21 protein-coding genes, 1 tRNA gene and 1 pseudogene are annotated in these 24,612 nt (G+C 71.7%); 13 read left to right on the top strand and 10 right to left on the bottom strand.

The genetic code is table 11. The annotated features are described in order from the left end of the window. The 4 genes from I73_RS17940 to I73_RS17925 form a co-directional block, all read left to right on the top strand. On the top strand, nucleotides 1-1,157 hold a 1,157-nt coding region (locus I73_RS17940), incomplete at its 5' end, for a sigma-54-dependent Fis family transcriptional regulator (protein WP_022981877.1). After that, entirely contained in the window at nucleotides 1,154-2,176 is a 1,023-nt protein-coding gene (locus I73_RS17935; protein ID WP_022981876.1) for a HupU protein, read from the top strand. The genes I73_RS17940 and I73_RS17935, both read left to right, overlap by 4 nt. Nucleotides 2,177-2,195: 19 nt before the next feature. Further along, nucleotides 2,196-3,653 (top strand): nickel-dependent hydrogenase large subunit, encoded by a 1,458-nt coding sequence (locus I73_RS17930; protein WP_022981875.1) that lies wholly within the window; start codon nucleotides 2,196-2,198, stop codon nucleotides 3,651-3,653. A gap of 19 nt (nucleotides 3,654-3,672) precedes the next feature. Continuing rightward, complete coding sequence (locus I73_RS17925; RefSeq protein WP_022981874.1) at nucleotides 3,673-5,043, top strand: sensor histidine kinase; 1,371 nt, start codon at nucleotides 3,673-3,675, stop codon at nucleotides 5,041-5,043. A gap of 9 nt (nucleotides 5,044-5,052) precedes the next feature. Here I73_RS17925 and I73_RS28825 read toward each other — a convergent pair whose 3' ends face one another. Beyond that, complete coding sequence (locus I73_RS28825) at nucleotides 5,053-6,003, bottom strand: LysR family transcriptional regulator (RefSeq protein ID WP_234409540.1); 951 nt, start codon at nucleotides 6,001-6,003, stop codon at nucleotides 5,053-5,055. Between the two features lie 89 nt (nucleotides 6,004-6,092). Between I73_RS28825 and I73_RS17915 the strand changes: the two genes are divergently transcribed. Together I73_RS17915 and I73_RS17910 are read left to right on the top strand one after the other, a co-directional pair. Further along, nucleotides 6,093-6,755: an oxygen-insensitive NAD(P)H-dependent nitroreductase NfsB gene (locus I73_RS17915; RefSeq protein WP_022981873.1), complete on the top strand. Its 663-nt coding sequence runs from the start codon at nucleotides 6,093-6,095 to the stop codon at nucleotides 6,753-6,755. A gap of 127 nt (nucleotides 6,756-6,882) precedes the next feature. Continuing rightward, nucleotides 6,883-7,755 carry a transglutaminase family protein gene (locus I73_RS17910; RefSeq protein ID WP_022981872.1) on the top strand — a complete coding sequence of 291 codons (873 nt, stop codon included), beginning with the start codon at nucleotides 6,883-6,885 and terminating at the stop codon, nucleotides 7,753-7,755. Nucleotides 7,756-7,775: 20 nt separating this feature from the next. Here the strand turns inward: I73_RS17910 and I73_RS17905 are convergent, their stop codons facing one another. Together I73_RS17905 and I73_RS17900 are read right to left on the bottom strand one after the other, a co-directional pair. Further along, nucleotides 7,776-8,642 carry an ADP-polyphosphate phosphotransferase gene (locus I73_RS17905; protein WP_022981871.1) on the bottom strand — a complete coding sequence of 289 codons (867 nt, stop codon included), beginning with the start codon at nucleotides 8,640-8,642 and terminating at the stop codon, nucleotides 7,776-7,778. Between the two features lie 58 nt (nucleotides 8,643-8,700). Continuing rightward, nucleotides 8,701-9,933: a polyhydroxyalkanoate depolymerase gene (locus I73_RS17900; RefSeq protein WP_026096901.1), complete on the bottom strand. Its 1,233-nt coding sequence runs from the start codon at nucleotides 9,931-9,933 to the stop codon at nucleotides 8,701-8,703. A gap of 115 nt (nucleotides 9,934-10,048) precedes the next feature. Between I73_RS17900 and I73_RS17895 the strand changes: the two genes are divergently transcribed. Beyond that, nucleotides 10,049-10,708, top strand: coding sequence for a glutathione S-transferase family protein (locus I73_RS17895; protein ID WP_022981869.1), 660 nt, complete (start codon nucleotides 10,049-10,051; stop codon nucleotides 10,706-10,708). A gap of 36 nt (nucleotides 10,709-10,744) precedes the next feature. Here the strand turns inward: I73_RS17895 and I73_RS17890 are convergent, their stop codons facing one another. Then, complete coding sequence (locus tag I73_RS17890) at nucleotides 10,745-11,173, bottom strand: cupin domain-containing protein (protein WP_022981868.1); 429 nt, start codon at nucleotides 11,171-11,173, stop codon at nucleotides 10,745-10,747. A gap of 83 nt (nucleotides 11,174-11,256) precedes the next feature. Further along, entirely contained in the window at nucleotides 11,257-12,144 is an 888-nt protein-coding gene (locus tag I73_RS17885; RefSeq protein WP_022981867.1) for an EamA family transporter, read from the bottom strand. 301 nt (nucleotides 12,145-12,445) lie between these two features. On the opposite strand from I73_RS17885, the gene I73_RS34625 reads away from it, so the two are divergent. Next, nucleotides 12,446-14,194, top strand: coding sequence for a methyl-accepting chemotaxis protein (locus tag I73_RS34625; protein ID WP_022981866.1), 1,749 nt, complete (start codon nucleotides 12,446-12,448; stop codon nucleotides 14,192-14,194). 79 nt (nucleotides 14,195-14,273) lie between these two features. Here the strand turns inward: I73_RS34625 and I73_RS17875 are convergent. Further along, a tRNA-Ile gene (locus I73_RS17875) sits at nucleotides 14,274-14,350 on the bottom strand. A gap of 57 nt (nucleotides 14,351-14,407) precedes the next feature. After that, nucleotides 14,408-15,436, bottom strand: coding sequence for a heat-inducible transcriptional repressor HrcA (gene hrcA, locus I73_RS17870; RefSeq protein WP_022981865.1), 1,029 nt, complete (start codon nucleotides 15,434-15,436; stop codon nucleotides 14,408-14,410). Nucleotides 15,437-15,509: 73 nt separating this feature from the next. On the opposite strand from hrcA, the gene I73_RS17865 reads away from it, so the two are divergent. The 4 genes from I73_RS17865 to I73_RS17850 are packed head-to-tail and all read left to right on the top strand — an operon-like array spanning nucleotide 15,510 to nucleotide 19,660. Next, nucleotides 15,510-16,385 (top strand): NAD kinase, encoded by an 876-nt coding sequence (locus I73_RS17865; protein WP_022981864.1) that lies wholly within the window; start codon nucleotides 15,510-15,512, stop codon nucleotides 16,383-16,385. Between the two features lie 19 nt (nucleotides 16,386-16,404). Further along, entirely contained in the window at nucleotides 16,405-18,102 is a 1,698-nt protein-coding gene (recN, locus tag I73_RS17860) for a DNA repair protein RecN (protein WP_022981863.1), read from the top strand. Then, nucleotides 18,099-19,019: an RNase adapter RapZ gene (gene rapZ, locus I73_RS17855; protein WP_022981862.1), complete on the top strand. Its 921-nt coding sequence runs from the start codon at nucleotides 18,099-18,101 to the stop codon at nucleotides 19,017-19,019. Before recN ends, rapZ begins: the two co-directional genes overlap by 4 nt. A 29-nt stretch (nucleotides 19,020-19,048) precedes the next feature. Next, on the top strand, nucleotides 19,049-19,660 hold the full coding sequence (locus I73_RS17850) for an LON peptidase substrate-binding domain-containing protein (RefSeq protein ID WP_022981861.1): 612 nt from the start codon (nucleotides 19,049-19,051) through the stop codon (nucleotides 19,658-19,660). Nucleotides 19,661-19,684: 24 nt separating this feature from the next. Here I73_RS17850 and mutY read toward each other — a convergent pair whose 3' ends face one another. From mutY to mutM, 3 genes are all read right to left on the bottom strand, one after another. Then, entirely contained in the window at nucleotides 19,685-20,752 is a 1,068-nt protein-coding gene (mutY, locus tag I73_RS17845) for an A/G-specific adenine glycosylase (RefSeq protein WP_022981860.1), read from the bottom strand. Then, entirely contained in the window at nucleotides 20,749-22,821 is a 2,073-nt protein-coding gene (locus I73_RS28820; RefSeq protein WP_083876866.1) for a dynamin family protein, read from the bottom strand. Before I73_RS28820 ends, mutY begins: the two co-directional genes overlap by 4 nt. 104 nt (nucleotides 22,822-22,925) lie before the next feature. After that, nucleotides 22,926-23,756, bottom strand: coding sequence for a bifunctional DNA-formamidopyrimidine glycosylase/DNA-(apurinic or apyrimidinic site) lyase (gene mutM, locus I73_RS17835; protein ID WP_026096899.1), 831 nt, complete (start codon nucleotides 23,754-23,756; stop codon nucleotides 22,926-22,928). A 72-nt stretch (nucleotides 23,757-23,828) separates the two neighbouring features. Here mutM and I73_RS17830 point away from each other — a divergent pair. After that, nucleotides 23,829-24,612: pseudogene (locus I73_RS17830) on the top strand (hypothetical protein); the annotation flags it as partial.

The raw sequence follows: 24,612 nt of genomic DNA, 5'->3' as shown, positions 1-24,612 counted from the left end.
CTCAACCCTGGGTGCCCGAGCACCTGCTGCAGACCGTGCAGGGCGCCGTGGAGGCCAGCCAGTTGCACCGCGGCCTGCAACGCCTGGAGCTGGACCTGCGCGCCGGCCCGCAGGCCCTGCGCGCGCGCCGCCAGACCCGGCTGCGCGAGGCCAAGGCCGTGTTCGACTTCGACCGCATCGTGCGGGCCGAGGGCAGCCCGCTGGACGGCGTCTGCGCCACCGCCCAGCGCCTGGCGCGCTACGACCTCTCGGTGCTGATCCTGGGCGAATCGGGCACCGGCAAGGAACTGCTGGCCCGTGCCATGCACTACGCCTCGCCGCGGCAGAACGGCCCCTTCGTGGTCGAGAACTGCGGCGCCATCCCCGACACCCTGCTGGAGAGCGAGCTCTTCGGCCACCGCCGCGGCGCCTTCACCGGCGCGGTGGAAGACCACACCGGCCTGTTCCAGCGGGCCGACGGCGGCACCGTCTTCCTCGACGAAATCGGCGAGACCTCGCCGGCCTTCCAGGTCAAGCTGCTGCGCGTGCTGCAGGAAGGCGAGATCCGCCCGGTGGGCTCGGCCCGCGCGGTGCCGGTGGATGTGCGCGTCATCGCCGCCACCCACCGCCAGTTGGAGGACGAGGTGCGCGCCGGCCGCTTCCGCGAGGACCTGTACTACCGCCTGGCTGGCGCCACCCTGCAGGTGCCGCCGCTGCGCGAGCGGCCGGGCGACATCCTGCCGGTGGCCGAATCGCTGCTGGACGCGGTGGCCCGCGAGCTGGGCCGCGAGCCCGCCGAGTTCGACGACGACACCCGCGCGGTGATGGTGGGCTACCCCTGGCCCGGCAACATCCGCGAGCTGCGCAACGAGATTTCGCGGGCCCTGGCCCTGGCCGATGGCCCGCTGCTGCGCGCCACCGACTTCTCGCGCAAGCTGCTGGGCGGCCAGACCGGCGCCGCCCATGCGCAGCGCACTTCGCAGCTCACGGGCGGCACCGGCCTGGCCCTGCCCGGCAGCGGCACGCTGCAGGAACGGCTGGACGCCATCGAGGCCATGGTGCTGCGCGAGGTGATGCTGCGCCTGCGCTGGAACAAGACCCACGCGGCCAAGGAGCTGGGCCTGTCGCGGGTGGGCCTGCGCGCCAAGCTGCAGCGCTTCGGTCTGGAAACGAAATGAGCGAGCCCGAACCCCTGAACGTGCTGTGGCTGCAGTCCGGCGGCTGCGGTGGCTGCAGCATGTCGCTGCTGTGCGCCGACACGCCGGACTTTGCCGCCCTGCTGCGCGACGCCGGCCTGAACCTGCTGTGGCACCCCAGCCTCTCGCTGGAAAGCGGCCACGAACTGCTGGCCCTGCTGGACGACTGCCTGACCGGCCGCACCCGGCTGGACGTGCTGTGCGTGGAAGGCGCCATCCTGCGCGGCCCGCAGGGCAGCGGGCGCTTTCACCTGCTGGCCGGCACCGGCCGGCCGATGATGCACTGGGTGCAGGACCTGGCCCAGGTGGCCCGCCACGTGGTGGCCGTGGGCGCCTGCGCCGCCTGGGGCGGGCCCACCGCCATCGGCGTGGCCAGCGGGCGCAACCCCAGCGAGGCCTGCGGCCTGCAGTACGAGGACGAGCACCCCGGCGGCCTGATGGGCCCGGGCTTCCAGGCCACTGGCGGGCTGCCGGTGGTCAACATCGCCGGCTGCCCCACCCATCCGGGCTGGGTCATCGACACGCTGGCGGCCCTGGCCGCCCAGGAGCTGCGCCCGGAAGACCTGGACAGCCTGCACCGGCCCCGCCTGTACGCCGACCAGCTGGTGCACCACGGCTGCACCCGCAACGAGTACTACGAGTACAAGGCCAGCGCCGAGAAGCCCAGCGACCTGGGCTGCATGATGGAACACCTGGGCTGCAAGGGCACCCAGGCCCATGCCGACTGCAACACCCGGCTGTGGAACGGCGAGGGCAGTTGCACCCGCGGCGGCTACGCCTGCATCAGCTGCACCGAGCCGGGCTTCCAGAGCCCCGGCCACCCCTTCCACGCCACGCCCAAGATCGCCGGCATCCCGGTGGGCCTGCCCACCGACATGCCCAAGGCCTGGTTCGTGGCGCTGGCCTCGCTGTCCAAGAGCGCCACGCCCACGCGGGTCAAGCGCAACGCCACCGCCGACCATGTCGTCGTGCCGCCGGTGGCGCGCAAGACCCACCGCTGAAGCGCCTACAGGAACACCGATGAGCCGTCTGATCGTGGGCCCGTTCAACCGGGTGGAAGGGGACCTGGAGGTCCAGTTGGAACTGGACGCGGCGGGCACGCAGGTGCGCGAGGCCCGCGTGGTCTCGCCCATGTACCGGGGCTTCGAGAACCTGCTGCTGGGCCGCGACCCGCTGGATGCGCTGGTCATCGTGCCGCGCATCTGCGGCATCTGCTCGGTCTCGCAGTCGATGGCCGCGGCGCTGGCCCTGGCCGATGCGGCCGGCATCACGCCGCCGGCCAACGGCCGCCATGCCCTTAACCTGATGCTGGCCTGCGAGAACGCGGCCGACCACCTGAGCCACTTCTACCTCTTCTTCCTGCCGGACTTCACCCGGCCGGTCTATGCCGACCGGCCCTGGCATGCCGAGGCCCTGCGCCGCTTTGCCGCCCAGGCGGGCGAACGGGGCCGCATGGCCCTGGCCGCCCGCCAGCGCTGGTTGACGCTGATGGGCACGCTGGGCGGCAAGTGGCCGCACACCCACAGCATCCAGCCTGGCGGCAGCAGCCGGGCCATCGAGCCGGCCGAGCGGCTGCGCCTGCTCTCGCGGGTGCGCGAGCTGCGGGCCTTTCTGGAGCAGACCCTGCTGGGCGACACGCTGGAGGCCTTCCAGGCCCTGCCCGACGAGGCCGCGCTGCAGGCCTGGGCCGCCTCGCGCCTGCACGCCGACCTGCCCTTCTTCCTGCAGATCGGCGCCGACCTGGGCCTGAGCACCCTGGGTCCCGGGCCGGGCCGCTGGCTCAGCCACGGCAGCTTTGTGCAGCCCGACGGCGCGCGCGTGGTGCCGCAGGGTGTGTTCCGGCAGGGCGCACTGGGCCCGCTGGACGTGGCCGCCATCACCGAGGACGCCACCCACGCCTGGCTCAACGAAGGCGACACCGCGCCCCGCCCGCCCGCCCAGGGCCTGACCCAGCCCGCGGCCGACAAGCCCGGCGCCTACAGCTGGAACAAGGCGCCCCGCCTGGCCGGCGAGGTGGTCGAATGCGGCGCCATCGCCCGCCAGCTGGCCGCCGGCCAGCCCCTGGTGCGCGACACGGTGGCCCGCTGGGGCAGCACCGTGCACACCCGGGTGCTGGCCCGCGTGCTGGAGCTGACCCGGCTGGTGGTGTGGATGGAAGGCTGGCTGCAGGCCCTGCAGCCGCGCGAGCCCTGGTGCGCGCCCTGCCCCCTGCCCGAGCAGGCCGAGGGCATGGGCCTGGTGGAGGCCGCCCGCGGCGCGCTGGGCCACTGGCTGCGGGTGGAACGCGGGCGCATCGCCCAGTACCAGATCATCGCGCCCACCAGCTGGAACTTCTCCCCGCGCGACGCGGCCGGCCAGCCCGGCCCGCTGGAGGCCGCGCTGGTGGACGCCCCGGTGCGCCCGGGCGAGACCACGCCGGTGGCGGTGCAGCACATCGTGCGCAGCTTCGACCCCTGCATGGTCTGCACCGTGCACTGACGGCCCCGAGGACCCGGCCATGAGCGACCGCCTGCCGCCCCCGCACCCCGACCTGCACGCCCTGCCACTGGAGGGCGTGGACGAATCCACCTGGGTGGACGTGATCCACAAGATGGACGAGGTCTATGCCCAGCTGCTGGCCGACGAGGCCGCACGCGAAGAGAAGAACGCCGAGCTGGAGCGCACGCAGCAGTTCATCCTGAGCCTGCTGACGGCCATGAGCGACGTGCTGCTGGCCTGCGACCAGCAGGGGCTGATCGAGGAGACCAATGCCGCCCTGTGCGCGCTGGTGGGCCGGCCCGACGCCGCGCTGCGCGGCACCCCCGCCGCCGCGCTGATGATGGGCGGCCCGCAGGGCGAGGACGCCCGCCGCATGCGCGAGGCCCTGGCCCAGAGCCAGACCCGGCGCGATGGCGCGGTGGTGGAGGTGGCGCTGGCCGACGCGATGGGCCAGCCCGTGCCGGTGGACTTCAACTGCACGCCGCGGCTGGACCACCAGGGCCGGGTGATCGGCCATGTCTGCGTGGGCCGGCCGCTGGGGGAACTCAAGCGCGCCTACCGCGCCCTGCAGGAGGCCCACGAGGCCCTCAAGCGCACCCAGGCCCAGCTGCTGCACAGCGAGAAGATGGCCTCGCTGGGCCGGCTGGTGGCCGGCGTGGCGCACGAGCTGAACAACCCAATCAGTTTCCTGCTGGGCAATGTGAGCGCGCTGCGCAAGTACGCCGACCGGCTGGAGCAGTACCTGGCCACGGTGCACGCCGGCCCGCTGCCGCCCGAGCTGGCCGCGCTGCGCCAGCGCCTGCGCATCGACGCCGCGCTGGCCGACCTGCCCTCGGTGATCGACGGCATGACCGAAGGCGCGCACCGCACGGCCGACATCGTCAACGCGCTCAAGCGCTTCTCGGTGATCGACCGGGTGGAGCGCAACCCCGTGGACCTGGGCCAGGTGGTGGAGCAGGCCATCCACTGGGTGCGCAAGGGCGCGGCGCCGGACTTCCGCATCGACTGGGCCCCGCCGGCCGAGCCGGTGCGGGTGATGGGCAGCGCCGGCCAGCTGCTGCAGGTGATGCTCAACCTGATCCAGAACGCCGCCGACGCCTGCGCGGGGCGGCCCGAGGGCCGGCTGCGCATCACGCTGGAGCCCCCGGCCCAGGCCGGCGGCCGGCTGCGGCTGCGCTTTGCCGACAACGGCCCGGGCGTGGCGCCCGAGCATGTGGCCCGCGTGTTCGACCCCTTCTTCACCACCAAGCCGGTGGGCAAGGGCACCGGCCTGGGCCTGTCGATCAGCTACGGCCTGATCGACCAACACGGCGGCCACCTCAGCCTGGCGCCGGCCGCCGGAGGCGGCGCGGAGTTCACGGTGGAGCTGCCGGTGGCCGAAGCGGTCTGAGTCGGCGCCTCAGCCCTCGCCCGGCCAGCTCTGCTGGCATTCGGGCAGCGGCGCCAGCAGGGCCTGGCAGCGCTGGGCCAGATGGGCGGCCAGACGCCGCAGGCCGGGCGTGAGCTGCTGGCGGCTCACCACCACCAGGTTCAGCGGCGCCGGCTCGCTCCAGCCCGGCAGCAGGCGCAACAGGCGGCCGGCGGCCAGATCGTCCGCCACGTCCAGCGCGCTCTTGTAGGCAATGCCCAGGCCCTGCACCGCCCACTGGCGCACCACCGCCCCGTCGTCGACCTGGTGGCGCCCGCGTACCTCCACCGTCTGGGCTGCAGCCGCGCCCTCCAGCCGCCAGCGGCTGTAGAGCGATTCGCCCAGCACGAAGCGCAGGCAGTTGTGGCGCCGCAGCTCGGCCGGGGTCTGCGGCGCGCCGTGCCGGGCCAGGTAGGCCGGCGAGGCCACCAGCACCCGGGCATTGCGCGGCGCCAGCGGCAAGGCGATGAAGCCGGAGTCGTCCGGCTCGCCGTAGCGCACCGCCAGGTCCACCGGCTGCTCCAGCAGGTGCGAGAGGCGGTCGCTGACCCGCAGCTCCAGCGACACGGCCTCGTCGTCGGCCAGAAACTCGGCCAGCCAGCCCAGCACATGGTGGCGGCCCAGGTCGCTGGGCAGGGCCATGCGCAGCGGGCCGGCCAGACGCCCGGCCGGGTCGTTGGCGTCCTGCAGTGCGCCTTCGCACTGGGCCAGCGCCTGCAGGGCCTGGCGGGCCGGGGCCAGCAGGCGCTCGCCCGCTTCGGACAGGCGCACATGGCGCGTGGAACGCTCGAACAGCCGCGTGTCCAGCGCCTGCTCCAGGCGCTTGACCACGGCGCTGACGGCCGCGGGCGTCAGGTGCAGATGGCGCGCCACATCGGTGAAGCTGCCCGCCTCGGCAGCGGCCACGAAGACCTGCAGGTCGTCCAGTCGGTTGATCTTCAACGGATTCCCGAAAAATATTCTCGACGGAGCATGTTTATCTTCGTCTCCTGCAGAGTCAAGATAGGGGAAATTGTCCTGAGGAGTTCTGCATGAGCACTGCCGTCAACCTGTCCGAGATCGCCCGCCGCCGCTACACGACCAAGGCCTTCGACCCGAGCCGCAGCATCCCGGCCGAGACGATGGACCAGCTGCGCACCCTGCTGCGCTACGCACCCTCCTCGGTCAACTCGCAGCCCTGGCATTTCGTGATCGCCGGCAGCGAGGCGGGCAAGGCCCTGGTGGCCCAGGGCACGCAGGGCCCCTTCGCCTACAACGCCCCCAAGGTGCTGAAGGCCTCGCATGTGGTGGTGCTGTGCGCCCGCACCGACCTGGACGACGCCCACCTGGGCGCCGTGCTGGAGCAGGAGGCCGCCGACGGCCGCTTTGCCACGCCCGAGGCCAAGGCCGGCCAGGCCAACACCCGCGGCGGCTATGTGAAGCTGCACCGCGAGATCGGCGACACCGCCGTCTGGGCCCAGAAGCAGGTCTACCTGGCCCTGGGCGAGCTGCTGCTGGGCGCGGCCACGCTGGGCCTGGACGCCTGCCCGATGGAGGGCTTCGACGCCGCCGCGTTGAATGCCGCGCTGGGCCTGGAGGCCCGCGGCCTGAGCGCCGTGGTGCTGGTGGCCCTGGGCCACCACAGCGACGAGGACTTCAACGCCAAGCTGCCCAAGTCGCGCCTGCCCGCCGAAGCGCTCATCAGCGAGATCTGAGCGCGGCGACGCCCCCAGGGGCCGGGTGTTAGAGTGGGTCGATCCAGAAGCCGCAAACCCCTGCGGCGGTGAGCCTCCATTTGACCCTGCCCCCCTGCCTTCCGCCCGCGTTCAGCGTGGCCGCGCGATGACCCGGCTGCACTATGCGGTGGATCTGAGCTACCAGATCGACGCGCCCGGCGCAGACTGTGTCTTCAACATCCAGGCCGCCCACACGCCCCAGCAACTGGTGGTGGGCGAACGCCTGAACCTGAGCCAGCCGCGCGCCCAGGGCTGGGTGGACCCGCTGCTGCGCAACCGCCTGCTGAGGCTGCAGGCCCTGCCCGGCCTGCTGCGCCTGCAGTACGAGGCCACGGTGGACATCGCGCATCACCGCGCGGTGCCGGCCTCCTTGCACGAGTTGCCCATCGCCGAGCTGCCGGGCCCGGTGCTGCCCTACCTCTACCCCAGCCGCTACTGCGAATCCGACCGCCTGCACGCGATGGCGGTGGCGCAGTTCGGTCGACTCTGGCAAGGCCATGCTCGGGTGCTGGCCATCCAGGACTGGGTGCGCCAACGCGTGCGTTTCGCGTCCAACTCCTCGGTGGGCACCACCACGGCCTGCGACACCCTGGCCAGCGGCGTGGGCGTCTGCCGGGACTTCGCGCACGTCATGATCGCGCTGTGCCGCGCGCTGAACATCCCGGCCCGCTTTGCCACCGGGCTAGACTACGGCGCCGACCCGGCCCTGGGGCCGCCAGACTTCCACGCCTATGTGGAGGTCTACCTCTCGCACCGCTGGTACCTGTTCGATCCGTCGGGCACCGCCATCCCGATGGGCCTGGTGCGCATCGGCACCGGGCGCGATGCCGCCGATGTGGCCTTTGCCACCCTGTTCGGTCCGGTGCGCTCGCAGGCCCCGGTGGTGAGCATCCAGAGCGTGGCCGGCAGCGACGGCCGCTCGGTCGAGCTGCCCTGGCACACGCCAGAGGCCCTGTCCACGGACGCCGGCCAGGCCTGAGGCGGCCCCGGCGCCAGAGATCAGACCGCCAGCCGCCGGCGCACGTCCTGCAGTTGCTCGGCGCTCAGCGTGGAGGCCGGGTAGTGCATGTCCAGCGTGTCCAGCGTCTCCACGATGACCTGGGAGACGATGAGACGCGCGTTCTGCTTGTCGTCGGCCGGCACCACGTACCAGGGCGCATGGGCCGTGCTGGTGGCGCTCAGCGCGTCTTCGTAGGCGCGCTGGTAGTCGTCCCAGCGCTCACGCTCCTCGATGTCGGCCATGCAGAACTTCCAGTTCTTCTCGGGGTCGTCCAGCCGGGCCAGAAAGCGTTGGCGCTGCTCCTCCTTCGACAGGTGCAGGAAGAACTTCAGGATGCGGGTGCCGTTGCGGTGCAGGTGCTGCTCGAGGTCGTTGATCGACTCGTAGCGGTGCGTCCACAGGTGCGAGTTCTCGCGCGTCTTGTCCGGCAGGTTCTCGCCAGCCAGCACCTCGGGGTGCACCTTCACGATCAGCACCTCCTCGTAGTAGGAGCGGTTGAAGATGCCGATGCGGCCCCGCTCGGGCAACCACTGGGTGCTGCGCCAGAGGAAGTCGTGGTCCAGCTCCTGGGCGCTGGGATGCTTGAAGCTGGTGACCTGGCAGCCCTGCGGGTTCACGCCGGACATCACGTGCTTGATCATCCCGTCCTTGCCGGCCGCGTCCATGGCCTGGAAGATCAGCAGCAGGGCGTAACGGTCGTGCGCGTAGAGCAGGTTCTGCCGTTCGGCCATGCGGCGCACATGCTTGGCCAGCAGCTCCTGGTAGTCGGCCTTGTCCTTGTAGAAGGCCGGCACCTGCGTGGGCCGGCGGGCGAGCTTGACCTTCTCCCCGGCGGGAACGCAGAAGGCGGCGGTGTCGATCGGCATGGGCGGGCTCCGGCAAGAGGGGTTCTTGAGCTTACCCCCGCCACCGGCCCGGTCCGCCTCACTGCAGGCTGTGGATCATCTCCCGCACGCGGGGGTAGATCTGGGTCTGCCAGCGCCGGCCGCTGAAGACGCCGTAGTGGCCTACGCCGGTCTGCACATGGTGGGTCTTCAGGTAGGGCGGGATGCGCGGGCACAGGTCGTGGGCGGCCACCGTCTGGCCGATGGCGCAGATGTCGTCGCGCTCGCCCTCCACCGTGAACAAGGCGGTGCGACGGATGGCCGCGGTGTCCACCCGCTCGCCGTCCAGCACCATCTCGCCCTTGGCCAGGGTGTACTCCTGGAACACCTGGGCCACGGTCTCCAGGTAGAACTCGGCCGGCAGGTCGTTGACGGCGAAGTACTCGGCATAGAACTCGGCCGTGCGATCGGCCGCCTCGTCCTCGCCCGTCACCCGCTTGTCGTACAGGCCCTTGAGCGCTTCCTGGTGCCGCTGCGGGTTCATGCTCATGAAGGCGGTGAGCTGCAGAAAGCCCGGATAGACCCGACGAAAAGCCCCCGGGTAGCGCCAGGGCACCTGGGAGATCAGGTTCTGTTCGAACCACTCGATGGGTTTGCTGGTGGCCAGCTCGTTGACCGCCGTGGGGTTGATGCGGGTGTCGATGGGGCCGGCCATCAGCGTCATGCTGCGCGGCTGGGCGATGTGCTGGCGCTGCGCCATCAGGGCCACCGCGGCCAGCGCGGGCACGCAGGGCTGGCAGACCGCCAGCAAATGGGTCTCGGGGCCCAGGGTCTCGATGAAGCGGATCACATGCTGCACATACTCCGCCAGGCCGAAACGGCCCTCGGTCACGGGCACATGGCGGGCGTTGTGCCAGTCGCTGATGTAGACGTCGTGGTCGGCCAGCATGGTGCGGGCGGTGTCGGTCAGCAGCGTGGCAAAGTGGCCGGACAGCGGCGCCACGATCAGCACCTTGGGCAGGCTGACCCGCCCGGCCTGCACATCGGCCCGCTCGAAGCGCAGCAGGGTGGCAAAGGGCGTGCGCAGCACCTCGCGCTCGGTCACCGCCACCGCTTCGCCGGCATCGGTCGTCACGGTGTCAATGCCGAAGGCCGGGCGCAGGTGGCTCAGGCGCACGCGGGAGAACAGCTCCAGGGCGGCGGAGGTCTCGCGCAGCCCGGGCACGGCCAGGGGCCCGCGCCCCCAGGGCCGCAGGGCCGCCGCGCCCCAGTGGGCCGCCTCTTGCCAAGGGCCGAAGCTGTCGGAGAGGGCCTGGTAGGCGGTGTAAAGCATGGCGAGCGCATCCGGTGGGGTGCACACTTCCCGCAAGTTGCGGGCCATGCGCGCCAGGCGGCACCCGGGGCCTGGCATGGGGCTTGCGGCTGCGCCGCTGACCACAGGAGACACCATGGCCGCCACCACGCTCACGATCAGCAGCAAGAACTACTCGTCCTGGTCCCTGCGCGGCTGGCTGCTGTGCCGGCTGGCGGGCCTGGAATTCACCGAGGTGCTGGTCAGCCCGGACGACCCGGCCATCAAGGCCGAGATGCTGCTGCTGGCGCCTTCCATCCTGGTGCCCTGCCTGCGCCACCAGGGCGTGACGGTGTGGGACACCCTGGCCATCGCCGAGTACCTGCACGAGATCAAGCCCAAGGCGGGCCTGCTGCCCGGCGAGCGCGCCGCCCGCGCGCACTGCCGCGCCATCTCCGGCGAGATGCACTCGGGCTTCGCCTCCCTGCGCTCGGCCCTGCCGATGAACCTGAAGGCCCACTTCCCGAAGTACAAGGTCTGGAGCCGCGCCCAGACCGACATCGCCCGCGTGCTGCAGATCTGGACCGAATGTCTGGCCCAGTACGGCGGGCCCTATCTGTTCGGCGCCCACCCCACCGTGGCCGACGCGATGTACGCCCCGGTCGTCACCCGCCTGCAGACCTACGACGTGCTGCCGGCCGACGGCCCCTGCCGGGACTACTGCCGGACCATCCTGGCCCTGCCCGACCTGCAGCGCTGGTACGCCGAAGCCCGGCGCGAGCCGGAAGCCATCGACGAGCTGGAAGTGGAGTTCTGACACGCTGGCGGGCCGCCGCCGGCCCGCCGCGTCAGCTCAGAGCCCCCAGCCCTTGGGCGCCGGCACCTCGCAGACCGGGTCCACATCGATGGTCTTGAAGTCGGCCGGGCCGACGAGCTCCAGGTACTCCATGTCCGGCGAGTAGTCGAACAGATAGTGGCGCACCCCAGGGCGCTGGTGCACGCAGTCGCCCGCGCTCACCAGGGTCTCCTGGTCTTCGTACATGAACTTGGCCCAGCCCCGCAGCATGATGACGATGTGGAAATCCGCCTCATGCCGGTGCCAGCCCGTGCCCTTCTCCGGTGCGTTGTGCGCGATCACGAGCTGCGCGATCACCCGACCGCGCGTGGCCTCGGCCACGCCCAGATCCCGGTAGAGAAAGAAGTCGCGCAGCCCGTCCCCTCGGTACGCCGTGTCGGCGGGCTTGACGTGGGAGAACAGCGTGTCCTGGACCGTGTCTTTCATGGCGCCTCCGCAAGGGGTTGACGCAGGCCACCACGCACAGGGCGTGCCATGCCGGCCGGCGCCAGGGCACAGCGGCTGCGCCGTCAACCCGGCAGGCCCGCCTCCACCGTGGCCGGCTGGCGCCGGGCCGACCAGGCACTGCCCATGGACGCCGACATGATCAGCCCGATGGCCAGCCACTGCCCGCCGCTGAGCTGCTCGCCCAGCAGGCCCAGGGCCAGCAGCGCGGCCACCGCCGGCTCCATGCTGATCATGATGCCGAAGGCCTGCGGCGGCAGGCGCTTGAGGGCCACCATCTCCAGCGAGATGGGCACCGCACTGGAGATGGCTGCCACGCACAGCCCCACCCCCAGCACGACGGGCGACAGCAGGGCCGCGCCGGCCTGGGCCACGCCCACCGGCACCACCGTCAGCGCGGCCACCGTCAGGCCGATGGCCACCGACTGCCCGGCATGCAGATGCCCCACCCGCTTGCCGAACAGGATGTAGAGCGCCCAGCACACGGCGGCCACGGCGGCCCAGCCCACGCCCACCGGGTCCAGCGTGCTGACCCCATGGCCCAGCGGCAGCAGCAGCCCCAGACCCGCGATGGCCAGCAGCAGCCAGACGAAGTCCAGCGCATGGCGCGAAGCCAGCAGCGCCACCGTCAAGGGCCCGGCGAATTCGATGGCCACCGCCACGCCGAAGGGAATGGTGCGCAGCGATTGGTAGAAGGTCAGGTTCATCAGCCCCAGCGTCACGCCGTAGGCCAGCAGCGCCTTCCACTCACCGCGCGCCAGGCGCCAGCGCCAGGGCCGCCAGATCAGCAAGAGCAGCAAGGCCGAGAAGCCCACCCGCACGGCCGTGGTGCCCGGCGCCCCCACCAGCGGAAACAGCGTGTGTTTGGCCCAGGACGTGCCCAGGCCCAGGAAGGTGACGGAGCCCAGGATGGCCAGCAGCGGCAGCAGGGATGAGGACTGGAGGCGGGACATCGGAACACGGCGCGCGCCAAGGGCGGGCCAGGGACAGGCGGGCAAGCCGGAAGGGGGGCATGGTAGCCCCTCGAAGCCGAAGGCCCTCGGCCCAGGCCCACCGGACTTCCCCTGCCGGTCTTTGTGTCAGCAAGCCTTCCGGAGGCTGACCACCGCCCAGCCCCACCTCAAGAATGCGCCCGGCACATCCGATGTCACACCCAGCACATCGTCCTGTCCGCTCCGCGACGTCCGCGCGTCGCCGCCGACAGCCCGGGAGGCCGGCACCGCCGGCCACGCCCCTGCTCCAACGTCCGCTCACATGTCCATCATCAGCAATCTCTCCATCGGCCGACGCCTGGCATTGGGCTTCGGTCTCGTGCTGGCCATCCTGGCCGCGGTCGCCGGCTTGAGCGTGCGCGCCGGCCTGCATGCGAAAGACACCGCCACATTGCTGGCAGACAAGCAGCACGCGCGGGCGATGAAGTCGCAGGTCCTGGCCTACGCCGTGATGGACAGCGCCCGTGTGGCGCGCAACGCCATCCTTCTGACAGACAGCGCCGGCATCGCCAAGAGCAAGGCCGCCTTCGAGGCCAACCGTGAGAAAGGCCAACACATCCTCGATGAACTGAGGGCGCAGGACGCCAGCGCCCAGGCCACCAGCCTGCTGGCCCAGGTGCGCGAACTGAACCAGCAGTATTACGGCTTCACGGCGGACGTCATCCAACTGGCCGAGAAGCACGAGGACGGCCAGGCCACCGCCCTGCTGTTCGGGCCCCGCTATGCGGTGCAGGGGCAGTACCTCAAGGCCCTGAGCGACCTGACGGCGCTGTTCGAGCAGGAGATGGAAGCGTCATCGGGCCAGATCAAGGACGAGGCCGATCGGACGCTCGTGGTGACGCTGTTCTGCGTGATCGCGGCCCTGTTGTGCGGCGGTGGCATCGGCCTGCTGGCGACACGGTCGATCACCCGCCCGATGGCCCAGGCCGTCCAGGCGGCCGAAGCCATCGGTGCGGGCGACCTGACCGCGCCCATCCCCGAAGGAGGCGCCGACGAGGTGGGCCGACTGCTCCAGGCCCTGCGCGGCATGCAGGCCGCCTTGGGCCGGGTCGTGGGCACGGTGCGCCAGAACGCCGAAGGCCTGGCCACGGCCAGCGCCCAGATCGCCAGCGGCAACACCGACCTGAGCCAACGCACCGAGGAGCAGGCCAGCTCGCTGCAGCAGACCGCCGCCACCATGGAGCAGCTGGGCTCGACCGTGCGCAACAACGCGGACGGCGCCCGACAGGCCGACCAACTGGCCAAGGGCGCCGCAGCCGTGGCCAGCGAGGGCGGCGATGTGGTCGGCCAGGTGGTCACCACCATGCAGGGCATCAGCGACAGCAGCCGCAAGATCGGCGACATCATCGGCGTGATCGACGGCATCGCCTTCCAGACCAACATCCTGGCCCTGAACGCCGCGGTGGAAGCCGCCCGGGCCGGCGAGCAAGGCCGGGGCTTTGCCGTCGTGGCCGGCGAAGTTCGCACGCTGGCCCAGCGCAGCGCCGAAGCCGCCAAGGAGATCCGGAGCCTCGTCATCCGCAACGTCGAGCAGGTGGAACAAGGCTCTCAGCTGGTGGACCGCGCGGGACAGACCATGCAGGACATCGTGCAGTCCATCCAGCGCGTCTCCGACATCGTCGCCGAAATCACCTCGGCCACGGTAGAGCAGAGCCACGGCATCGGTCAGGTGGGCAACGCCATCGGTCAGATGGACCAGGTCACCCAGCAGAACGCCGCCCTGGTGGAGCAAAGCGCTGCGGCCGCCGAGAGCCTGCGCACCCAGGCCCAACAGCTGGTGAACGTCGTGGGGGTGTTCAAGCTCGGCAACACCCCGGCACATGGGGCACCCACCGCACCGGCCCCAAGCCAACCCGCCCAACCGGTTGCCACCAGCCGGCCCGTGCCGGCCCAGCCTGCACGCCGCCCTGCGGCCCCGGCGCCCCAGGGCCGCCCCTCAACCACCACCCGGCCGGCCGCCCTCAACAACACGCCCACCGCAGTGGCATCCGAGGACTGGGCGACGTTCTGAGCCGGGCCCGGAGCCTGCGGTGGGATGCAGCCGCCACCGCGGCCACGGCCACGGCCACGGCCACGGCAGGGTGAACAAGTGGTAGGCCGTCGGGGGCTCGAACCCCGGACCAAAGGATTATGAGTCCTCTGCTCTGACCGACTGAGCTAACGGCCCACACCGAGACTGTCCTGCGGGGGACGGCTCGAAAGCGCTGGATTGTAGGCGGCGGAATCAGCGCTGCGACAGCGCGCTGCCCACCAGACGGGAGGTGATGTCCACGATCTGGATCATGCGGTCGTAGGCCATGCGGGTGGGGCCGATGACGCCCAGCGTGCCCACCACCCGGCCGTCCACCTCGTAGGGGGCGGAGACGACCGAGAGCTCTTCGAAGGGCACGACGCGGCTCTCACCGCCGATGTAGATGCGCACGCCCTCGGCGCGGCTGGAGGTGTCCAGGAGGCGCATCAGCTCGGTCTTCTGCTCGAAGATGTCGAAGAGCTTGCGCAGCGAGCCCAGGTCGCTGAGGTCCTGCACGCCCAGCAGGTTGCGCTCGCCGCTGACCACCACCTGCTCCTGGGTCTCGGCCAGGGCCTCGGTGCCGGCCTGCACCGCCGCCTGCATCAGCACCGCGATCTCGCCACGCAGCTGGTCCACCTCGGCCTTCAGGCGCTCGCGCACCTCTTCCAGCGTGAGGTTGGCGTAGTGGGCGTTGAGCACGTTGGTGGCTTCCACCAGCTCGCTGTCGCTGTAGTCGCGGCTGGTGAAGATGACGCGGTTCTGCACATCGCCATCGGGGGCCACCATGATGACCAGCACGCGCTGGGCCCCCAGGCGCAGGAATTCCAGGTGGCGGAAGACGCTGGTCTTGCGCGGGGCCGTCACCACGCCGACGAAGCTCGACAGGCTGGAGAGCATCTGCGCGGCCTGGGCGATGACGCGCTGGGGCTGGTCCGGTTGCAGCTGCTCGCGCACGGCCGACAGGGCGTCGGGCATGGGGCCGCTGAGCATCTGCGGCTGGGCGGTCAGCATGGTGTCCACGAAGAGCCGGTAGCCCTTGGGCGTGGGGATGCGGCCGGCCGAGGTGTGCGGGCTGACGATCAGGCCCATGTCCTCCAGATCGGCCATCACGTTGCGGATGGTGGCGGGCGACAGCTCCAGCCCCGAGGCCTTGGACAGGGTGCGGGAGCCCACCGGCTGGCCGTCGGCGATGTAGCGCTCGACCAGGGTGTTCAGCAGCGATCGTGCACGGTCATCCAGCATGGGTTTCATTGTAAAGAGATGCCCGGCCCGGCAGCGCCTTGTCACAGGGGCCTGTGGTGTAATTCTCGGCACCATGTCGTCTCCGTTTCGTCACGCTGCCCTCATCGGCAAATACCAGGCCCAGGGCATCCGCCCGATGCTGGAGAGCATTGCCGCCTTCCTGGTGCGGCAGGGGCTGGAGGTGTCGGTGGACCGGAACACGGCGCTGAACATCGACTGGCACGACTACGGTGCCCTGAGCCCCGCCGAGATCGGCGCGCACTGCGACATCGCGGTGGTGGTGGGTGGCGACGGGACCATGCTGGGCATCGCCCGCGAGCTGGCGCCGCTGAACATCCCGCTGGTGGGCATCAACGAAGGCCGGCTGGGCTTCATCACCGATGTGCGCTCCACCGACTGGGCCGAGGCCCTGGGCCCCATCGTGCAGGGCGACTACGAGGAAGAGCGCCGGGCCCTGATCGAGGGTGACGTGCGGCGCGACAGCCGCAGCATCTTCGAAGGCCTGGCCGTCAACGACGTGGTGGTGGGCCGGGGCGCCACCGCCAGCATGGTGGAGCTGCGGGTGGACGTGGGCGGCGAGTTCGTCGCCAACATGCGGGCCGATGGCCTGATCATCGCCTCGCCCACCGGCTCCACCGCCTACGCCCTGTCGGCCGGCGGCCCCATCCTGCACCCGTCCATCGGCGGCTGGGTGCTGCTGCCCATCGCGCCGCACACCCTGTCCAACCGGCCCATCGTGCTGCCCGACTCGGCCGAGGTGGGCATCACCATCGTCACCGCCCGGGACACCAGCGCCAGCTTCGATATGCACAACCTGACCAGCCTGCTGCCGGGCGACCAGGTGCGGGTGCGCCGCTCCCCGGTGGCCATGCGCTTCCTGCACCCGCGCGGCTGGAGCTACTACGCCACGCTCCGGCGCAAGCTGCGCTGGTACGAGGGCGTGGTCTGAGACCCTGAGCGAGGGCCCCATGCTCAAGCACCTGACCCTGAAGGACTTCGTCATCGTCAGCCACCTGGAGCTGGCGTTCCACGCCGGGTTCTCCGTGCTGACCGGCGAGACCGGCGCCGGCAAGTCCATCCTGATCGACGCGCTGCAGCTGGTGCTGGGCGCCCGGGCCGAAAGCCAGTGGGTGCGCGAAGGCGCGGCCCGGGCCGAGGTGACGGCCGAGTTCGATCCCCCGCCTTCGCTGGCGGCCTGGCTGGAGGAGGCCGGCTTCGCCGCCGAGGACACCCTGCTGCTGCGCCGCATCATCGACAGCCAGGGCAAGAGCCGTGGCTTCATCAACGGCAGTGCCGCCACCGCCGCCCAGCTGCGCGAGGTGGCCGACCACCTGGTGGACATCCACGGCCAGCACGCCTGGCAGGGCCTGACCCGGCCCGCATCCGTGCGCGCCCTGCTGGACGAGCAGGCCGGCGTGGACCCGCGCCCACTGACCCAGGCCCATGCCGACTGGAAGGCCGCCACCGAGGCACTGGCCGCCGCCCGCGCCCTGGAGGGCGAGCGGGCCAGCGAACGCGAGCGCCTGCAGTGGCAGATCGGCGAGATCGACCGCCTGGCGCCCGGCGCCGACGAGTGGCCCGAGCTCAATGCCGAGCACCAGCGCCTGTCGCACGGCCAGGCCCTGATGGACGCCGCCGCCCAGGCCGCCCAATGCCTGGACGAGGACGAGACCAGCGCCAGCCGCCAGCTCAGCCGGGCCCTGAGCGGCCTGGAGGCGGTGGCCGATTTCGACCCCCGCATCCAGCCGGTGCTGGAAGCCCTGCAAGGCGCCCAAGCCCAGGTGGACGACGCCGCGCGCAGCCTCAACACCTACCTGGCCCGGGCCGAACTGGACCCGGACCGCCTGGCCGAACTGGACGCCCGTCTCTCGGCCTGGATGGGCCTGGCGCGGCGCTTCCGTCGCCCGCCGGAAGAACTGCCGGCCCTGCGCGCCGAGTGGCAGGCCACGCTGGACGCCCTGGACGCCGCCAGCGACATGGCCGCCCTGAGCGCGGCCGTGGCCCAGGCCGAAGCGCAGTGGCGCCGCTTGGCCGAGCAGGCCAGCCGGGCCCGCCAGAAAGCCGCGCCCGATCTGTCCAAGCGGGTCAGCGCCGCCATGCAGCAGCTGGGCATGGCCGGCGGCCGCTTCGAGGTGGCCCTGCTGCCGCAGGACGCCCCGCAAAGCTTCGGCCTGGAAGGCGTCGAATTCTTGGTGGCCGGCCATGCCGGCAGCGCCCCGCGCCCTCTGGCCAAGGTGGCCTCGGGCGGTGAACTCTCGCGTCTGGCGCTGGCCATCGCCGTCACCACCGCGCAGCAGCGCGGCCGCGGCCCGGCCACGGCCCTCCACCCCGGCACGCTGATCTTCGACGAGATCGACTCCGGCGTGGGCGGCACCGTGGCCGATGCGGTGGGCCGGCTGATGAAGCAGCTGGGCCAGACCGTGCAGGTGCTGTCGGTCACCCACCTGCCCCAGGTGGCCGCCTGCGCCGACCATCATTTCGTGGTGGCCAAGGCCACCCGCCAGGGCCAGACCCAGAGCCAGGTCAGCCCGGTGGAGGGCGAGGCCCGCGTGGCCGAGGTGGCCCGCATGCTGGGCGGTGCCAGCGGCACCAGCCTGGCCCACGCCCAGCAGCTGATCCAGCAGGCGGCGCAGCCCGAAGCCCGCCCGGCCAAGGCCGCACGATGAACACCTCCACCCTGCCCCCGAACCCGCCGCAAGCCCCGTCTGCCGCGCCCCCCCAGCGCGTGGTGGCCCTGGTCACCGGCATCTCGGGTTCGGGCAAGTCGGTGGCCCTGCATGCGCTGGAGGACGCCGGTTTCTTCTGCGTGGACAACCTGCCCCCCGAGCTGCTGCGCGAGCTGGTGCATGTCGAGGCGGCCCACGGAGTGGAACGCCTGGCCGTGGCGGTGGACGTGCGCACCGCCGGCTCGCTGCCGGCCCTGGTGCCGCTGATGGACGAGCTGGCCGCCGAGGGCGTCAAGGTGCGCAGCCTCTTCCTGGACGCCAGCACCCAGGCCCTGGTCAAGCGCTTCTCAGAGACACGGCGTCCGCACCCCTTGTCCCACCCAGGGCCGGGCAACGACCGCCAACGCCTGATCGACGCCATCGAACAAGAGCGCCAGCTCTTGGCCGCCCTGCGCGAGCGCTCCACGGTGATGGACACCAGCGAGCTGCGGCCGGCCCAACTGCGCCTGTGGATCCGTGACCTGGTGGGCGCCTCGCGCAGCCAGCTGACCCTGGTCTTCCAGTCCTTCGCCTTCAAGCACGGCGTGCCGCTGGACGCCGACATGGTGTTCGATGTGCGGGTGCTGCCCAACCCCTTCTACCTGCGCGAACTGCGCCCCCTGACCGGGCGCGACGCCCCGGTGGCCGACTACCTGCGGGCCCAGCCCGAGGTGGGCGAAATGCTGGGGCAGATCGAAGGTTTCCTGACGCGCTGGCTGCCGTCCTTCGAGAACGACCAGCGCAGCTACCTGACCGTGGCCATCGGCTGCACCGGCGGCCAGCACCGCTCGGTGTACTTTGTCGAAACCCTGGCCGAGCACTTCGCGGCCCGCCTGCCCACGCTCAAGCGCCACCGCGAACTCGACGCCCGCACCTGACCTGTCCGCGCCGGCACGGCCGGCCCTCCATGACCCTCACCGACCTCCCGCTGTTCCCGCTGCAGTCCGTGCTGTTCCCGCTGGGCCGACTGTCCCTGCGCATCTTCGAAGCGCGCTACCTGGACCTGATGAGCCGCTGCCTGGTGGCCGACCGCCCCTTCGGCGTGGTCTGCCTGCAGCAGGGCAGCGAGGTGCGCCAAGCCGGCCAGACGGTGCGCTTCGAGCCCGTGGGTGTGCTGGCCCGGCTGCTCAGCGCCGATTCGGACCAGCCGGGCGTGCTCAAGGCCGTCTGCCTGGGCGGCGCGCGCTTTCGCTGGCAGACGCTGAGCGAGCAGGCCAACGGCCTGTGGGTGGCCACGCAGGCCGAGCAGCTGCCCGATGACCCGCATCTGCCGCTGGCCGCGGCCCACCAGCCGGCCGCCCAGGCGCTGGCGCGGGCCCTGGCCCTGCTGGCCGCACGCGAGGGCCACAGCAGCGGGCCCATGCACCTGGACGACACCGCCTGGGTGGCCAACCGCTGGTGCGAGCTGCTGCCCATCCCGCTGGCGGCGCGCCAGAAGCTGATGGAGCTGACCGACCCTAGCGCCCGCATGGACCTGGTGGACCGCTTCCTGCGCGACAAGCAGCTGCTGCAGGGCTGAGGCCCCGGCCGGCGTCGGCCGAGCTCAGGCCGTGTCGGTGTCCAGCAGCTTGCGCACCGGCGCGGGCAGGCCATGCTCGGCCAGGGCGGCGCGTGGCACCCAACGGCCCGTCGGCCAGCGCAGCAGCGGCCCCTGGGCCAGGGGCGAATCCACCGGCAAGGCACGGCGCACAGGCGTCAGCGCCAGGTCCAGATGGGTCAGCACATGGGTGAAGGTGGCTCCCACCTCGCCCGGGCCCGGCCCCTCGGCCAGCCAGGCCTGCAGGCTGTCCACGTCCTCGAACTCCGGCAGCGTCCACAGCCCGGCCCAGACGCCGGTGGCCGGCCTCTGCACCAGGAAGACCGCATCGCCCTGCGTGAGCCACAGCAGCGCATGACTGCGCCGGCCCCGCTTGAGCTTGCGGGTCTTGACCGGGTAGGCCTCGGGCCGGCCTTCGCGCCGGGCCACGCAGAAACCCTGCCAGGGGCATAGCAGACAGCTGGGCTGGCGCGGCGTGCAGACGGTGGCGCCCAGGTCCATCAGGCCCTGGGTGTAGGCCTCCACGCCCTCGCCCGCCGGTGGCAGCTGGGCCTCGGCGATGGCCCAGAGACGCCGCTCGGCCGCGGTCTGGGCCAGGTCCTCACCGAAACCCAGCACCCGGCTGAGCACGCGCTTGACGTTGCCATCCAGGATGGCCACCCGCTCGCCGAAGCAGAACGCCGCCACCGCGGCCGAGGTCGAGCGGCCAATGCCCGGCAGGGTGGCCAGTTGCGCGGCGGTGGACGGAAAGACACCGCCCCAGTCCTGCACCACGGCCTGGGCACAGCGGTGCAGGTTGCGGGCGCGGCTGTAGTAGCCCAGCCCGGCCCACAGGGCCAGCACCTCGTCCAGCGGCGCGGCGGCCAGGGCCTGCACATCGGGGAAGCGGGCCAGGAAGCGCTCGTAGTAGCCCAGCACCGTGCTGACCTGGGTCTGCTGCAGCATGATCTCCGAGAGCCAGACCCGGTAGGGGTCGCGGGTCTGCTGCCAGGGCAGGGTGTGGCGGCCGTGCTGCCGCTGCCAGTCGATCAGGCGCCGGGCCAGGGCTGCCGTCGCGGCCTCGTCCCGGCTCACGCCGCAGCGCCAGGCCGGAACAGGCCCTGGTCACTGTGCACGAACTCGCCTTCGCTCAGATCCAGGTCCAGCGCGCCCATGCCGCTGAGGGTCTCGTCCTGGTAATCGGGGCCGACCTCGGCGCGCTGGCGCAGGCGCGCAGCCATGGCCTGGGCCTGGTCGGCCAGCTCCAGCAGCTTGTTGTCCTGGTTCTCGACCTCGGACAGACGGGACTCCAGTTCACCGGTGGCGTGCTGGATGCGCTCCAGCGATTCGCGGCGGCGGCGGAAGCCCCGGCGGCGGTCGCGGAACTGGCTGTCGACCTGGCCGGAGGCCCCCTGGTGCCAGCTCTCGATCTCGGCGCTGGCGTTCTCGAACACCACCCGCAGCTTGGACACCAGCATGCGGTGGAACTGCTCGCTCGACACCGTCGAATTCAGCCGCAGCGCGCTGGAGAGGCTGAAGTAGCGCCCGTAGTTGCGCTCGATCAGGCTGAGCTCGTTCTTGAAGGCCTTGACGTCCGGCGCCGGCGTGAAGTTCAGCGAAAAGCCGAACTCGGCATTGAGCTGGCTGAACAAGGCCTGCAGCATCTGCGCGGCCTCGGCATTGAGCGAAGCCGCGGTGTCGAGCTGAGCCTGCAGGCCAGCGCACATCTTGGCAAAGGCACCGCGCGCCCGCAGGTTCAGCCAGCCGCTGCCCAGGACCGCTTCCAGGCCGGCCAGGGCTTCACGGATGCGGTCGGCATCCAGGGCCTTCAGGGTCTTGTGCTGCAGCCGCGCATGCACCGCGCGCAAGGCGGTGAGGCGGGCGGTGCAACGCTCGAATTCGGCGGTGTCGGCCGTCACGCGGTCGAGCATCTGGGCCACGCGGCCAGCGCTCTTGCCACGCAGGCCCCGCAGCTCCAGCATCTGCTCGGCGTTCTGGCGGCGCTGGTCGCGCAGGGCGCGGGTGGCGTGTTCCAGCATGGACTGCACGCCACCGACCACGGCCTTGGCCAGCACGCGCTGGCGCTGCGGCAGCAGGTGCAGGTTCAGCGCCGTTTCCAGGGCCGGCAGGCCACTGGCCTGCAGCGCGCCCACATCGCCTTGCAGCCGCGCGGCCAGGGCCTGGCGGGCCGAGATGGGGAACACCCGGTCGCGGGCGATGCCCAGGGTCTGGGCGGTGGTTTCGCACTGGCGCTCCACCGCGGCCTGCTGCTCCTCGGGCGAGGCCAGCGGGTCGGCCAGGGTGTCCACCTTGTTGAGCACCACGAAACAGGACAGGCCTTGGCCGCCCAGGTGGTCGTTCCAGATGTCCAGGTCCGAGCGGGTCACGCCGGTGTCGGCGCCCAGCACGAACAGGGCGGCATGGGCGCTGGGCAGCAGGCCCAGGGTCAGCTCGGGTTCGGTGCCGATGGCGTTCAGGCCCGGGGTGTCGATGACCACCAAACCGCGCTGCAGCAGCGGATGGGGGTAGTTGATGACCGCATGGCGCCAGGCCGGGATCTCGACCTGGCCGTTGGGCAGCGTGGGCGGGTTGTCCTGCGGATGCTCCTCGGACCACAGGCCCAGGCGCTGCGCGTCCTCGCGCGACACGCTGCGGGTCTGGGTGACCTGCTGCAGGGACAGGGCCAGCCCGTCGGCGTCGGACGGGTCCAGCGGAATGCGGAACCAGCGGTCGCGCTGCAGCGACCACTCGGCCAGGGTCTTGTCCTGGCGGCGGGTCTCGATGGGCAGCAGGTCCAGCGTGGGCAGCTCGGCCGGGTCCCAGGACAGCTCGACCGGGCACATGGTGGTGCGCCCAGGCGTGGCCGGCAGGATGCGACGGCCCGCATCGGCAAAGAAGATCGCGTTGATCAGCTCGCTCTTGCCGCGCGAAAACTCGGCCACGAAGGCGACGACCAGCTTGTCGGTGGCCAGGCGGTGGCGCACCGCCTGACTGGCGCTGGCGGCGGCCGGCGACAGCAGTTCGCCCTGGGCCAGAAAGGTCTCCAGCCCGACGAGATCACGCTCCAGCGCCAGGCGCCAGTCGGCCAATGCGTCAAGCTGAGGCTCCAGCGCAGGCTGCAGCGCCAAAGCGTCGGAAAGGGAGGAATCGTCGGACGGGCTCACGCTCGGATGCTAGCGCGAAACCCCCGGGCTCCGGCAAGTCAATGCAAGTGAATGAAAACCCCCGCGAGCCGGCAATTCCGGGCCTCACCGGCCGGACGACCGGCTCAGCGGCGCTGGCAGCCCGGGCAGAAATAGGTGGCCCGCTGCCCCTGGACGATGCGCCGGATGGGAGCGCCGCAGCGCGGGCAGGCCTCACCGGCCCGGCCGTAGACCCGGGCCTGGCCCTGGTACTGGCCCACGCTGCCGTGGGCGTCCTTGAAGTCGCGCAGCGTGGAGCCACCGGCGGCAATGGCCTCGCCCAGCACACGGCGGATGGCCGCCAGCAGCCGGGCCGCCCGCACCGGCCCGATGCGGTCACAGGGTGTGCGCGGGTCGATGCCCGCCTCGAACAGGGCGTCGCTGGCGTAGATGTTGCCTGCGCCCACCACGATGTCGCCGGCCAGCAGGGCCTGCTTGACCGCGCAGCGGCGCTGCTGCAGGGCCCGGTGAAAGTCCGCGGCGGTGAAGCGCTCGTCGAAGGGCTCGGCCCCCAGCCCGGCCAGCAGGCCGGCGGCCGGCGCCTGGTCCAGGGCCGGCGACCAGACCACCGCGCCGAAGCGGCGCGGGTCGGTCAGCCGCAGCACCCCGCGGTCGGTCAGCAGGTCCACATGGTCGTGCTTGCCGGGTGGGCCGGCCCGCGGTAGCCAGGCCAGCGAGCCCGACATGCCCAGGTGCCACAGCAGACCGCCGGCGCTGCGGCCATCCGGCCGGCTGAGCGGCAGCCAGAGGTATTTGCCACGGCGCAGGAACTCACCGGCCACGCAGCCAGTCAACTCGGCTGGATCGATGCCCAGCGGCCACCGCAGCGGCTTGCCCAGTTCCAGCGCACGCAGCTGTGCGCCGGCCAGGGCGCTGACGCTGCGACGGGTGACCTCGACCTCAGGCAATTCCGGCATGGCGGCCATTATCGGCAGTTGCCGGCAAGGCCCGGGGGCGGCCACTAGAATCATCCGGCCTTTGGAGTGACGATGAAGCTACGTCTTGTCCGCGCGGTGAACCGCCGCCTGTTGCCCACCACCGCGGAGCATGCTGCCGCTGCGCCCTTGGCGCGCCGCTGGCTGGGCCGTGCCGGGTTGGGGGCGGGCTGGCTGCTGTCGGCCACCCTGGGCGCCCTGGCGGTGTCGGCACCGGCCCAGCCCGATGCCAGCCCGGCCCCTGCCGCCGCACCGGCGTCAGCCCCGGCCGCCAGCGCCTCGGCGCCCGCCGCGGCCGAGGCCGCGCCGGTGAACAACTCCTGGCTGGACGCCCCCATGTTCTACGAGCTGCTGCTCGGCGAGATGGAGATCTCCACCGGCCACCCGGCCGACGGCTTCGACGTGATGCTCGACGCCGCCCGCCGCGCCCGCGATGGCGCGGTCTTCCAGCGCGCCATCGAAATCGCGGTGCAGGGTCGCTCGGGCGACCGCGCCCTGGCGGCGGCCAAGGCCTGGCGCCAGACCCTGCCGCAGTCCATCGAGGCCCTGCGCACCCAGGTGCAGCTGCTGGTGGCCACCGAGAAGCTCGACGAGCTGGCCGGACCGCTCAAGGAACTGATCGAGCGCCAGCCCGAGGTCGAGCGCAGCCCGGTGATCGCCGGCCTGCCCCGCTTCCTCGCGGGCGTGCACGACAAGGCCCAGGCGCTGAGCGTGAGCCAGACCGCCCTGGCTGCCTATCTGGACGCCCCCGCCACGCGCACGGCGGCCCGCACCTCGCTGGGCCGCCTGGCCGCGGCCGCCCAGCAAAGCGATCTGGCCATGGACATCTGCAGCAGGC

This window comes from Ideonella sp. B508-1 (genome assembly GCF_000333615.1).
Lineage (GTDB): Bacteria > Pseudomonadota > Gammaproteobacteria > Burkholderiales > Burkholderiaceae_C > Ideonella.
This window is presented reverse-complemented; position numbering and strand designations above follow the sequence as displayed.